A 13,394-nucleotide genomic window follows, 5' to 3' on the forward strand; every position below is an offset into this window, starting at 1 on the left:
AAAAAACATGGACAATACAATCATTAGTATCGCAGCAACTGTTTATCCCTCAACCGAATTCTAAAGCGCTTAAGCTGGTCGTGGCTAAGCAAAAGATAACTGGCAATGTCGCGACTTTTAACAATACTCTTCCGGGGCGGCAGCAAACATGGAAACTTCCGGTAAAAAGCGAAGACACGGTTTTCAGGATTTTGGCTCCTCAGCCCGTTCTTCAAAGCCTCGGCCGACTCAAGGCACTCCGCTGAAGCTCTCCAGAAGATATCTTCGCAATCAGCATGGCCGCGACGTGCACGTTCCATATCCGGGTAGCTAATACGCCATACCAGTGTATCTGCACAAGCTATAATAGTGTACTCCGATTGCTGCTGTAACATAAAGCAATTCAACGCCAGGAAGCTGTGTTCATCGTAAATGGCCCTCACATAGGTATTGCATTCCGGATCATAACCATACACCAGCACAAATCCCCGCGCCACGTAGTACGCATATTTCGGAACACAGCCCTCACGCTGCAACACGGCAGGCCTTCTGTAGTACAAATTATTGAAAGAATATGGCTGTAAAAGCCTTTTAAGCGCTTCACCATTCAATCTGCCCATAGGATAATTACGTTATATTTAGCTGTCAACTAAAAATAACGCAGGGCGAAACGCTAATTGACGTCAAATGACGGAATAACGGGTCCTATACAACGTACTATCACTAATTTTCAAAAACGCCGCCACAAACAAATCCATACGCGCACTTTCGGCCGGAAGCAGAAAAGGGTACACCTTATAAAACATCCGCACCCTTTCCGGCACCGGCAAACCCATCATATCCTCGCGGAGCTTCTCCTTGGCAGCATCATACAGCATCACCGTACGCTGCGCAAACTCATACATACCCGTTATCAGGTAAACCTTTTTCATGGTAGTTATTCTAACGCGCGACAAGATCGTATCCTTACCCGCGCAAATCGTATACGGCGAAGCCTTCTGCTCCAGAAAACTCAGAAAAGCCACAATGCTATTGCTGCGGTAAAAGCGCAGCACATGCCTTACCCCGGCATCGCATATATACGTTACATACACATAACCCCTGATAATGTAATACGCATACAGCGGAAGATCCCCCTGATGCACCAGCACCTCATGATGCACAGGGTGAATCTCATCCATTTCGTTCCGTAGCAGCGGTTCCAGCTGCGGCGGCAGTTCAATATCCGGATTGATACTGCGTAGTAATTTCATTAGCCTGTCAAAGGCGTGAACCATTAGAATCATAAAATAAGTGTTAATTAGGTTTGTTTGTTAGAGACGGAGGTTAAATGACCTCCGTCTGGGAGATATTATTTATTGTTTTTCCTGTGTGGGCCATGTTGGTAGACCTGCACGCATCTTTTCTAGGGCTTTCTTAACATCCTCGATCGAGCCATTTCCTGGCTCAAGCGTCAAGGCCTTTTCTTCAATTTCTATCGCTTCGTCCTTCCTGCCCAATTTGTATAATAAGTTCGCATAAGTATCATAATAGTTAGCTGTCGGTTCTTTTTCTACAGCTTTTTTGCTCCATAGCAGCGCCGTTTCTAGAGCAGCTCTATCTAAGGAATTTTCGAACAAGAACCAAGCATCGTTATTTAATATAAAAACAGATGTGAACTCTGGATACTTCATATTCAATTTATTTTTGATCTTAAGCCAACTTGATATGTCCTTGGCGAGATACCGGCTAAGTGCTTCTACGTCCCAAAACACCTGTTCTCCATATTCGCCATATTTCTCAACAATTTCTTTCTCAAGCTCGCCTGTGTTTGAAGTGACCTCTTTGCTCAATAACACCGGATTAATTTTCGCTTTGATTTCGGGCGTCAAAAAATCAAGCACGGCTTTATCGAACTTAAGATTCTCTGCAAAGGCAGGTTGTTTCCATGTCTTTTTATAGGCATTTGCAAGTTCTAATACTTTGGTGAAGTCTTTTTTGCGCATTACCATCAGCGTTAGTCGCCTTAATGTTGCAGAGTCAACCTGCCCATTTTTATAAACGTCATAAAGCTCGGCAAATCGATCGTCGGTGTCCTTAACATCTAAATCTTTTCCAATTATAAATTGCTTGTCAAGTGCGAAACCCTTGGTGCTGAGGTCGATCAACTGCCCGTGCATTTCCCTCAGTCTCGTTAGAGGAATTTTAATGATCTCCCGGTCGTAGGTCATCAATCCATTTTCTTCCCCTTCTACGTCAAACGGTTGGGTGTAAATACTTCCTGACAAACCCGCATCTTTCAATACTTTCAACTTACTTATCATACCTGCATATTTGTCTGCCAGATCTTTAGGTTGCACCTGCACATACCCCCAACCTTTCAAGTCGTCCCATTGATGGCCCGGCACTGAAACGCCTATGCCGCCAAACTCACCTATCACTTTTGCTTTTCCTGCTATCGTCATTGGATCTCTCGGATCCGGATATGAATGCACGTCGGTCATGTCGCTGCCTACATAAGGTTCTTTGCTATCCTCTCTGAGTTTATTGTCGACGTACAAATACTCACCGCTATGTGCATTTACAAGCCTGGTTGGGTCGGTAGCTTTTACCCAGTCGGCAATTCGTTTTTGGTCATATGCTCCCCAGCGCTCATTGAACACGACCCATGTTATTATAGAAGGATGGTTATGCAGTTGTGTTAGCGTTTCCTTAACCTCTTTCTCAAATGCCTGCTTTGCACCTTCTGGTAGTCCCTGATTAGGATTCACAAAATCCTGCCAAACTAAGACCCCGATTTTGTCTGCGTGGTAGTACCATCTTGCAGGTTCCACTTTGATGTGTTTGCGAATGGTGTTAAAACCCATCGCTTTTATGGCTTTGATGTCAAACGCTAAGGCCTCGTCAGTAGGGGCGGTATACAAGCCATCAGGCCAGAAACCCTGATCTAGCGTACCAAGATTGAAATAAGGCTTATTGTTTAAAAAAATCCTATCGACACCCTTTTCGTCTTTTTGGATCGCGACCTTCCGCATACCAAAGTAGCTATATACCTTATCTTTTCCAAGGGTTACCGTTAGGTCGTATAGGTATGGATCGTCGGGACTCCATAGCCTGGGATTCCTAATCGGAACGATTATCTGTGTGTTGCTTTTTCCTTTGATCTTTTTTCCTGCGACTTCCAGGCTGACGTCAGCATTATGAGCAGATTTAACCGTGACTTTAATAACAGACTTATCTATATCAGGGGTAATTGTTAAACCCGATATGAACTTTTCGGGCACAACTTCCAGCCAAACCGTTTGCCAGATGCCGCTGCTTGAGGTGTAATAAATGTTTTTAGGGTCCAATGTTTGCTTGCCATGAGGATTCAAACCGCTATCGCTTAAATCTTGGACTTTCACAACCAGCTCGTTTTGGCCTTGTTTGAGCTCGTCGGTGATATCGAATGAAAATTCAGTATATCCGCCGCTGTGTGTTCCTATATCTAAACCATTTAGGACAACTGTCGCTTCACAGTCAACTGCCCCGAAGTGAAGTAATATTCTTTTGCCTTTATTTGTTGTTGGCTTGTTAAATTTTTTTTTGTAGCAAAGAGTTTGTGTAGGTGACAGTTTTTGTCCAACGCCGGACATGAAACTTTCAATGGGATATGGTACGAGTATTTTTCCTCCCTGATCCTTACTTGAATTTTTTTCTATTATAGCGTACTCCCAAAGCCCGTTCAGATTCCCCCAACCAGACCTTTTGAATTGAGGATTTGGGTGCTCCTTTAAGGGCAACCTGTCGTCCGAAATCTTGGTCCATCTTGTGTCCAGTTGATGTTTTCCTAGTTTGACCTGAGAATACAAACACAGTGCTGCCATCTGGCAGAGCATTACCATTACACCTTTTTTGAAGTTGTTCATTATCTATTTTATGTTTATTTTGATTAGTTGCCTACCATCCAATTTGGCATCGCCTTGTTCTTTAAATAGTGATCAAAAAACTGTTGCTGTCGAACAGTAAAGTCCCACCTATTCGTTGAGGAACCCAGTTCATGACCTTCATTATCATATTTAAGAAGCCAAGTCGGCCTTTTAAGTCGTCTTAGAGCTGCGTACAACTCAACGCCTTGTGAGAAATATACTTTTTCATCGTTCGGGTTATGCATAATTAGCAATGGCGTCGTGACATTATCTGCGAAGAAAATCGGTGAGTTCCGGATGAAAGTAGCAGGATCTGCCCATGGTTTTGTACCAGTGTTTAATTGGTTAAATTGATTGAATGTTTGTCTTGTTCGATCACCCCAAATCTCTGAAAACTCATTAATCAAGTTACATACACCGGCAGACTGCTGTGCCGCCCTGAATAGGTGAGTGTGTGTAATTAGTATATTTGTTTCGTACCCTCCAAAGCTATGCCCCTGTACACCAAGTTTTCCCGGATCAAACCATGTAAATTTTCGGAAGTAATCAACTGCGGAGACTATTGTGTTTGTTATATACTCACTATTACGTCCCGTCTTATATTGAAAGTCTGGAGCAAATACGAGGTATCCATTACTTACATACCAGGAAATGTCTAGATCTCCATTGCTTAAGCGGGGTGGCTTATAAACGTTTGCTTCATCACTTTTCTTTTCATACAAATTGAATATGGTCGGGTACTTTTTATTAGCATCGAAATCTTCTGGTTTATAAAGAATTCCAGATGTTTCTTCTCCGGTCGGCAGCCTCCACTTTATCAATTCCGTGTACATCCAATTGAAATTTTTCTCCGGAAAAATGTTACTTACTCTTCTCAAACTTTTAAAGTCTTCAGTGACAAATAAGTTTGGTGATTCGGTCGCGCTCATACGCGAGACTAAGTACGTCTTGTGGTACCTAGACTTCTGAGGTTTGTCGAGGCTGTAATAAACCCCATACGACCTTGATGTGTTCACAGTATAATAAGCAACGTTATTTAAGCGAGTGGTGTCGAAGCTAAATTCTGACTTTACGTCCCACAAGAGAATGGCTGATTTCTTGTCGTCTATTTTTATTGCAGATATTAAAAGGGTACTGCTCGGAAGATTATTAGCTTCCAATTTTCTGAATTGAACGTTGTTTAGCCGACCGAGCCCATGTGTGATATTCACAGGCTCCCTTTTTCCGGATAAATCAAGTGACCAGATGTCGTATTTGTCATAGACGAGAATATTGTCACTGTTAGGAAGCCAGCCGCATCTCCCAAAGAAAGACTTTCGCGCTGGTATTTCCGTTTGTTCGTCGAAAAGGGCTTCGGAAACTTGTCCGGAGATCTTTCGTGTTTCCCTTGTTTCAATTTCATAAGCAAAGTACGCTCGCTCCGCATAATCTGCCCATACGACGTATTTGCCAGACGGTGAAAAGTTCGCCCTAGGCAGCTTATGTGACTTTTGGAATGTTTTAATCAGCTTTTTGCTTCCGTCAAGTAATGAGACAATATTCAATGAGTAAGTCTGACTGTTCCAATAGTATTCATCCTCATTCATATCGTTAGAAGTTTCAAGCATGTAATTACTTTTTTCTTCCATCGTTAGTCTAGTGGTGTCCGTATTTAATTGAAAAACTTTACGGTTTGCAAGCCTATATATTAACCTAATAGTTGACATTTGCTTATATCTATTAATGAATGGACTTTTATAATTCCAAATTTTTCCTCCGGCACTAGTGTCTTTAAAATTGTCTGAACTGGGTACGGCGTTTTTGGCATTAAAAATTATAGCCTGTCCATCCAACGTAAATGCAATGTTACCGTTGTCAATGCAAAATTTTGATTTAACTCCACATGTGGTGCTGTCGACTATTTTTGTACTACACTTCATACCGCGACGATAATACCATACAGAGTAATCTCTTTCGTTTGCCCCGGTTGACAAAAATGCTATCTGGGTCGTCTTTTTATGACTAGTTACTGCTAGATAATTACTAGACTTAAACACCGTGTCACATTTGCCCTTGGTTAAATGATAGGAAAGTATGGATGATCTTGTGCAGATAAGAATACCTAAATTTTCCTCATCGATTTCGTACGTGTTAGTTTGAGCCGATATTTTTTTGAGTTGTTTTGTGTTTAGATTCCTCACATACAGACTTTGGTCAGTCGTTTTATATACCAGCCAGTTTTCTTTACCGGCGCGAAACAACTTGAAGTCTTGAACAGCTCCGATTGACTCCAACTTCTCAGACCGTATGTCGAAGAGATTTAGATGACTTTCGTTGATAAAAACTAGGGTTTTGCTATCGTCAGTAAATGACAATTTGATCTCACCTCTAAAGGCACCGAAGAGTTTTCTATAGTTCTCTTTTATTCCTTGAAGGATCAGATAGGTTCCAGAAGTGACGGATCCATAACTATACCCGACATACCTCCCATCGCCGCTGATCTCCTTTTTGTCTCCTAAACTTTCCCAAGATTTAAAGCTGTCAATTGCAAGTGGCCTTTTTTGGGCTAAAGCAGATGGAATTGCACAATGGCAAATAATTATCGAGATCAAATATTTCAACATTATCTTAGATTTAGTGAAATCCGCAGCTATCTAATTTGAGGGATAGCCTGGATTTTGATTGTTCTTAAGGTTCGGATTGGTTCGTAAATCAGTGACAGGAATTGGATAAAGCGACTTGTACGGCAGCCACACACCATGTTTTGAGGGGGCAACTTTGCTCATTATCTCATCAACTTTCCCTGTTCTCTTGAGGTCAAGCCATCGATGTCCGAACTCTAAAAAAAACTCAAATTTCCTCTGAGTCAATATCTCATCTATTATTGACTCTTTACTGCCATCAGTAAAGTCTTTTAAACCAGCCCTATGTCTAATCACATTAATGTCATCTAGAGCGGAGTTGGCTCCTGACAATTTCCCTAAATTTGCTCGGGATTCTGCACGAATCAAGAATTGTTCAGCCAGTCGAAACATGACGAGATATTCTTGACGAGGCTTATTTCTTTCCCAGATCTTATATTTAAAAGAGTACGGAAAGGCATTCCCATCTACCGTGACTACTGCTGTCCAAATATCTTTACGCCGGTCTCCCACCTCGAATTCATCGTAAATATAATTACTGAGATATACAGGCCTTTCGAATCCATTTGGGCCTGGTACTGAGACACCATCCCCTTCGGCTAACACATAGGCTTGCGCATCGTATGTATTTACGCCCGCTTCGGTTGGCTGTAACTGCCAAATCGCTTCTTTGCTATCCTTTAGAAAGGTCCTTTCCAGAGTCTCGATTTTAAATAAACTTTTATCTTCAATGAGGTTCGTTGACTCTTCCTCCGCGTCTTCCCAATTTCCAATAAATAGGTAAACCCTGGCCAAAAGTGCGGTTGCAGTGCTTCTATTTGGTCTTAAACGTTCAGCTACGAAATTAGTAGAATTGCCGTCAAGATACTCTTCACTTAGTGTCAGTTGAGCTTCTTTTAGGTCTTTGACAATTTGATCGTAAACTAATGACTTCCTTACTCTTCCGGCTAGACTGTTTTTTTGAATCTCCGTCGATGTCAAAAGTGGAACATCTCCATACAGGTTAACTAAGTAAAAGTAGGCAAATGCTCTTAGAAACTTAGCTTCTCCTAACAACTGGCCTCTAATTTTATCGCTCATTTTTGTTGATTCCCCTATTCCTTCTATTGCGGAATTAGCCCTAAAAATAAGTTCATATAACTCCTGCCAAAACAGTTGATCTCCTTCATTTGTAAGAGAATTAGTATATAATATAGACAATAAGTTAGACGGATCTGTCACTGGGATTAACTCATCCGCTGATAAGCCAGCTTTCATAGAGAGACCTTGACCAGTAAACATGCTGTTACTTAATCTCGTGAAAATTCCGATTAACACAGCGTTTGCCGTAGCATCAGAATTATACACCTCTTTGCTCACAATTTGATCAATTGGAGCTTCAACTTCAATCAGTTTTTTGCAACCATAAAATGTTGTTAATGCTATGAGTACCGTCACAATAGCAACTGCATCTCTACGTTTGTAGGTATTTTTCATTTTTTAAAAAGTAATTTGTAGTCCGACAACTATTGTCCGAAGTAATGGCAACGATGAGATAGATTTCGTTTCAGGGTCAAAACCTTTATATTTCGTTAGCGTCCAGAGATTTTGACCCTGCATATAAATCTTCAAGTTTCTAGCTTTTATCTTTTTCGAGACTCTTTCCGAAAATGAGTACGAAAAAGAGATGTTTTTTAATTTGATATACGACGCGTCGACATATGCAAAGTCACTCGCCTCAAGAAGACTAAAGGATGCCCAATCTTCTTCAGATTTTAAATAGTTAACCTTGGGAATGTTTGAAACATCTCCTGGCTTCTGCCAACGATCGGCAAAATCTTCCATGACATTCAAAGGACCGCCCCCAGCTGACCCGAAATAGTTAAGTAACGGGTTTCTCGCCACCTGTTTTGAGAACTGGAACAAAATATTTAATGAGAATCCTTTATATGTAAATGAATTCAAAAATCCGCCATAGAATTGCGCATCTGTTCTGATGCTCTTTGTTGTCGTATCTGGTTCAAACGTATTATTTCCGAACCTATCTTTGAACCGTAGCCTTCCAGTTAATGGGTCAACGCCAGCTGACTCATAGACTGAAGCTTGTCCATAGAAAGGCTTTCCTAGTTCTAGATATGTAGTGTAGTTAGACTGTTCAAAATTGTCGAACGAAACAAGTTTGTTTTTAACAGTTGAGAAGTTAATGGCGCTTGTCCAATTGAATAAGTTCGATTTTATATTTTCTGTCGTGACAACACTTTCAAAGCCGGCTATTTGCACGGTTGCAGGAAAATTTGTGAAAGCTATTCCTGGACCAACGGTACTTGGAAGTGGCTGGCCAATCAGTTGGTTATCAGATCTATTTTTAAAGAAACTTGCAGAAGTAAATATTCGATCCTCAAAAAATCCGGTTTCAATCCCTAACTCGAATTTTCTGGTTGTTTCCCAATGATAATTGCTATTAAATATGCCAGTGGTTTGGTAACCCTTCACACCTAAATACGGATCAGTTGCATTAACTGAACTATATCTCTCTAAGTACTGATAGTCTCCGATACCATCATTGCCAGATGAGCCGTAACTCGCTCTTATTTTTCCGAAACTAAAGAAAGACGGCATGGATTTAAATATCTTTTCTTCACTAATTATCCACGCAACACCAACTGATGCAAAATTACCAAATTGTTGTCCAGGGCCAAACCTTGAACTGCCATCTCGTCTGGCTGCTATATTGAGGAGATATTTATTGTCAAAATTGTAGTTGATTCTACCAAACATTGCGGAGTATTTATATTGGGACGATGTGTTTTTTACTCGAGGACTTAAGCCAAGTTCCAGATTCTCAACTAAGGCATCATGAGTAAACCCTCCGACATCAATTAACTCCGTTGCCGCACTAGTAGTTTGAAAGGATCCGCCAATTAAAAGATTTAGTTTCCCCTCCCCAATATTTGCTTTATAGCTAACTTGCGGTTCCGCATTCATATTTATGATATTATTTTCATTAAAGGCTGCAGCGGCAGTCGCACCCTTTGTTTCTGGGGGCGATGCTGAAATTACTCTATACCTCCTTATTGAGTTGCCTCTAGTTCTGTTATATCCAAGTGTTGTCTTAAATTCAAGAGAGGAAAATGGCTCATAGGATAAGTCAGCTGTAGCTATTATATTGTCTATTGTAGCCTCATATTTTTTTGCCAGTTCGGCATACGGGTTGTCCCAACTTCTCGCACCGGAAGGCATTTTTTCCCAATTTAACTCCCCGTCCTCCGTTTTTAATGATGGTGCATTCGGAGCCAAAGACAATGACAGTGCAGTTAAATCTATACCGGGTAGGGTGTTTTTGTTTGAGATGTAAGCTCCGGAAATGGTAGTTTTAAGCTTTTGATTGTCGGTTGTTCCAGTTATACTGAAATGTATCCCTCCTTTTTGATTAAAGTTATCATCCTCAAAAACAGTATTTTCTCTATTAAAGTTTCCGCCGATTATATATTGCGTTTTTGACGTGCCTCCCGCAAGCGTAGCTTGGAAATTTGTATATCTTGCGGCGCTACCGATCAACTCTTCCTGCCAATCGGTATATCGGTTCTGGTTCCAAAACTTTAGATCCGATAGTGGCCTAGAACTGTTATACGGTAATGTTTCTATATTAATGCCGCTGTTCGCATATGCTTCCTTGCGAAGGTTTAAATACTGGTCAGTGTTTAACATTTTCACCCTAGAGGGCACGTTGGACCATCCACTATGTGCGTTTACTTCTAGTTTTGTTTCACCAATCTTGCCCTTTTTAGTAGTGATTAATATTACTCCGTTTGCTCCGCGACTACCGTATATAGAAGTAGCGTCTGCGTCTTTTAATACTTCAATGGACATGATACTACTTGGGCTTAAAAAGCTTAGTGAGGAAAGTAAATTCCCTGTGAACCCGGGGTGCCCTAATCCAGGTATATTGTTTACGATTGGCATACCGTCGACGACTATTAAGGGAGACGTTTCGAAATTTAACGAATTCCTACCACGTATTTGCAGGTTGACAGGGCCACCAGCTAGGCCGGTTAGAGGAACAATTTCTAACCCCGGTACGCGACCTTGCAATGCTAATAGTGGATTATTAACTGGTTGTTTTTCAATGTCTTCCGCCTTAACTGTCGAGATGTTCCCGGTACTTAACCTCCTAGAGGTAACCCCATAAGCTTGTATCTGCACTTCGTCCAGTTTACTCGAACTCTGCTGCAATTGAACATAATTAAACTCCTTACTTACAGAAACCTCCCTCGTCACATAACCCAAATAACTCACAACCAACACTGCCCCTTCATCCACATTCTTCAACATAAAATTTCCTCCGGCGTCTGTCGATGTAGAGCCTTTGCCGCTTTTTACACTTACCGTGGCACCAGCTAGGCCGTTGCCTAGGGAGTCCACCACCTTACCCCGTACATCAATGGCCTGAAATCGGGCAATAATGTTATCGATTATGGTACCGGACTTCTCTTCGATCACGATGATTTTTCCGTCTATGGTGTACTTTAACGGCAATCCTGAGAGCAGGCTTTTCATGGCTTCATCTATGGTTGCGTCTTTGACGGATATATTTACCTGACCTGCTTTCTTCAGGATGTTTCTGTCCATGATCACATCATAGCCGCTTTGGTTTCTGATGCTTTTGAGTACTTGCTCAAAGCTGGCTTTGCGCTGGTTTATAGTGATGCGCTGGCCAAACGTCGCTGCGCTGACCTGCATGAGTGTTGCAATCAAAATTACGGTGGTTAGTCGCATAATGAGCAGGATTTTATGGTATAGCCTCACAGGCATACCAAGTCTGTTAGTATTTTTATACATTTACGTTTTGGTTTGGTTGATGCAGCATGCCTTTTGTTTCGAAGCTAGGGGCAGCTGCAGGTATTCATTTAGTTGATTAAGCCAGACTACAGACCAGGGATGTTGTCGCATTCCTGGTTTTTTTTGTCTCATCAGTTTGTATACGTCACTTCCTTACGGTCACCCTCCTTCCTTCTATAGTAAAGTGTAATTTGCTGGCTACTTCTATCCGTTTCAGCACGGTAGATAAATTGCTGTTTCTGGATACCCAACCGGCAAGTTCTATATGAACAGGGACTGATTGATCGTATATTATTTCCAGATCGTACCATCTGGCTATCTTCCGCATGGTTGTCCTGAAATCTTCATCTTCAAACACAAAATCTCCGTTTTTCCAGGAAACGACGTCGTCAGGGTCTACTTCTTTAAGGCTTAGCTTCTGACCGTTATAAATGGCTTGCTGACGAGGTTTAAGGGTCAGCGTGCCTTGGTTTACGGCAGGTACTACCTGCACCGAGCCCTCGAGCAGGGTGGTCTTAACGCCCTGTTCATCGGCATAGTTGCTGATATTGAAATGCGTTCCCAATACTTTTACTTGCTGCCCGCCTCCTTCTACAATAAAAGGATGTGCTTTGTCTTTAGCCACTTCAAAATACCCCTCGCCATTTAATCGCACATTTCTTGTGTTGCTACTGGCGAAACTGGCGGGAAACTCGAGTTTTGAATCTGCGTTCAGCCATACCCTGGTGCCATCTGGCAGGGTAAACTGGTACGTCTGCCCTTTCTGTGTTACCGCTGTCATCCCGGGTGAAGCGGAAGATCCCTTATCTAACCCCTTTTTCAGAATCTCACCGTCTTCACCGGGTATAACTGCAGTATTATCGTTGTAAACCAGTCCCGCGCCGCCGCCAATGACTACGCCGCTTTTGGCGTCACTCAGCGTGATCACTTTGCCGTTCGCCAGGGTTATGGTTGCCCCGTATTTTCCGGGCGCTACGTCATTTTTTGTCATGTTGGAGAGATCTCCCCTATCGTCGGGCTGACGGTAGTTAAAAAACCATACGCCAAAAACAATCGTCGCTACCGCAGCGGCAATACTGATTGCTATTCTACCGGCAGACCATAAGGTTTTCCGGGTTGCGCGGGGTTGCGCTGGCGCTTGGGCAAACACATGCTTCAGCATTGTCTCCGACTCCTCCGCACTGAAAACTGTTCCTTCGGGATTAAATTGAGTCCACAAGGCGGCAAACAAGTCCTTTACCTGCTCGCTGTGCTGTTCATCGGCCATCAGTGCCCGCAGCTCGTCCCGCTCTGCATCGCTGGCATTTCTGCTGACTTGCAGTTCAAAAAGTTCGGTAAGCCGGGTATTGTTCATCATGCCTTGTGTCTCGCTTATACGGTTCTTTAATGTTCTTTACCCTAAAGACACAGCGGGGATAAAAAAGGGGATATGTGATTTGAAATTTATTTTATGAACAGCAGCACGGAGAGTGCGGCGTGGGCCTTAACAAACTCGGCTACGGCCTTTAACGCCCATTGCTGGTACTTTTTAACAGACTCTGTAGAGATGTCCATTTCCCTGGCAATCTCCGGATTCTTTAATCCCTGCTGCCTCAGGCGGAAAACTTTCTGTTGCTGGGGCGGCAGCTGAGCCACAGCGCGCTCTACCAGGCTGATATATTCCGGGTCGTCTAACAGCGATTTATCTTCGGGGTGTTCCAGCTCATCTTTCAGTGCTTCGATGCCATAAGAACTGATCTGTGCCTGCTCCCGGCTGCTCTTGCGTATACAGTTTAAGGTATAGTTGCGGGTCAGAATAAAAAGGTAGGAGGTAAACTTGTCTACCGTGCCCAGCGCTTCCCTGTTCATCCATACCTTCACAAAAACGTCCTGCACAATCTCCTGGGTCATTTCTTTAGAGCCCGTAAGCATCTGCACGTACACGCCCAACTGCTGATGGTATCCATAAAAGAGCTCTGCAAAGGCACTTTCGTTTCCCTTTACCACTTCTTTCAGTAGCTCAGCTTCGTTATGTAATGGTCTTAGTGCCATTGTCTGGCGGTATTAAACTATACTACTGATTGATTTGCTTCAAATATACACAATTATC

8 protein-coding genes are annotated in these 13,394 nt (G+C 42.4%); all 8 read right to left on the reverse strand.

Features of this window, described 5'->3' with window-relative positions:
* Positions 1 to 23: 23 nt before the first annotated feature.
* Positions 24 to 599 carry a Crp/Fnr family transcriptional regulator gene (locus tag QEP07_RS06385; protein ID WP_285009124.1) on the reverse strand — a complete coding sequence of 192 codons (576 nt, stop codon included), beginning with the start codon at positions 597 to 599 and terminating at the stop codon, positions 24 to 26.
* Positions 600 to 662: 63 nt separating this feature from the next.
* Positions 663 to 1,232, reverse strand: coding sequence for a Crp/Fnr family transcriptional regulator (locus QEP07_RS06390; protein ID WP_285009125.1), 570 nt, complete (start codon positions 1,230 to 1,232; stop codon positions 663 to 665).
* A 102-nt stretch (positions 1,233 to 1,334) separates the two neighbouring features.
* Positions 1,335 to 3,866, reverse strand: coding sequence for a glycoside hydrolase family 2 protein (locus tag QEP07_RS06395; protein ID WP_285009126.1), 2,532 nt, complete (start codon positions 3,864 to 3,866; stop codon positions 1,335 to 1,337).
* A gap of 23 nt (positions 3,867 to 3,889) precedes the next feature.
* On the reverse strand, positions 3,890 to 6,469 hold the full coding sequence (locus tag QEP07_RS06400) for an alpha/beta hydrolase family protein (RefSeq protein ID WP_285009127.1): 2,580 nt from the start codon (positions 6,467 to 6,469) through the stop codon (positions 3,890 to 3,892).
* A gap of 30 nt (positions 6,470 to 6,499) precedes the next feature.
* Complete coding sequence (locus QEP07_RS06405; protein ID WP_285009128.1) at positions 6,500 to 7,963, reverse strand: RagB/SusD family nutrient uptake outer membrane protein; 1,464 nt, start codon at positions 7,961 to 7,963, stop codon at positions 6,500 to 6,502.
* A 3-nt stretch (positions 7,964 to 7,966) separates the two neighbouring features.
* Positions 7,967 to 11,305, reverse strand: a complete 3,339-nt coding sequence (locus QEP07_RS06410; protein ID WP_285009129.1) for a SusC/RagA family TonB-linked outer membrane protein — start codon at positions 11,303 to 11,305, stop codon at positions 7,967 to 7,969.
* Positions 11,306 to 11,450: 145 nt separating this feature from the next.
* A complete protein-coding gene (locus QEP07_RS06415; RefSeq protein ID WP_285009130.1) occupies positions 11,451 to 12,662 on the reverse strand; it encodes a FecR family protein in 1,212 nt (403 codons plus the stop codon).
* Between the two features lie 86 nt (positions 12,663 to 12,748).
* On the reverse strand, positions 12,749 to 13,336 hold the full coding sequence (locus QEP07_RS06420; protein WP_285009131.1) for an RNA polymerase sigma factor: 588 nt from the start codon (positions 13,334 to 13,336) through the stop codon (positions 12,749 to 12,751).
* Between the last annotated feature and the right edge of the window lie 58 nt (positions 13,337 to 13,394).

This window comes from Pedobacter faecalis (assembly GCF_030182585.1).
In the GTDB taxonomy this organism is placed as follows: Bacteria; Bacteroidota; Bacteroidia; order Sphingobacteriales; family Sphingobacteriaceae; genus Pedobacter; species Pedobacter faecalis.

What these genes read in the sequence shown, in the direction of transcription:
- QEP07_RS06410 (WP_285009129.1), bottom strand. Translation starts at nt 11,305, where the DNA reads ATGTATAAAAATACTAACAGACTTGGTATGCCTGTGAGGCTATACCAT.
- QEP07_RS06415 (WP_285009130.1), bottom strand. Translation starts at nt 12,662, where the DNA reads ATGATGAACAATACCCGGCTTACCGAACTTTTTGAACTGCAAGTCAGC.
- QEP07_RS06405 (WP_285009128.1), bottom strand. Translation starts at nt 7,963, where the DNA reads ATGAAAAATACCTACAAACGTAGAGATGCAGTTGCTATTGTGACGGTA.
- QEP07_RS06395 (WP_285009126.1), bottom strand. Translation starts at nt 3,866, where the DNA reads ATGAACAACTTCAAAAAAGGTGTAATGGTAATGCTCTGCCAGATGGCA.
- QEP07_RS06390 (WP_285009125.1), bottom strand. Translation starts at nt 1,232, where the DNA reads ATGAAATTACTACGCAGTATCAATCCGGATATTGAACTGCCGCCGCAG.
- QEP07_RS06400 (WP_285009127.1), bottom strand. Translation starts at nt 6,469, where the DNA reads ATGTTGAAATATTTGATCTCGATAATTATTTGCCATTGTGCAATTCCA.
- QEP07_RS06420 (WP_285009131.1), bottom strand. Translation starts at nt 13,336, where the DNA reads ATGGCACTAAGACCATTACATAACGAAGCTGAGCTACTGAAAGAAGTG.
- QEP07_RS06385 (WP_285009124.1), bottom strand. Translation starts at nt 599, where the DNA reads ATGGGCAGATTGAATGGTGAAGCGCTTAAAAGGCTTTTACAGCCATAT.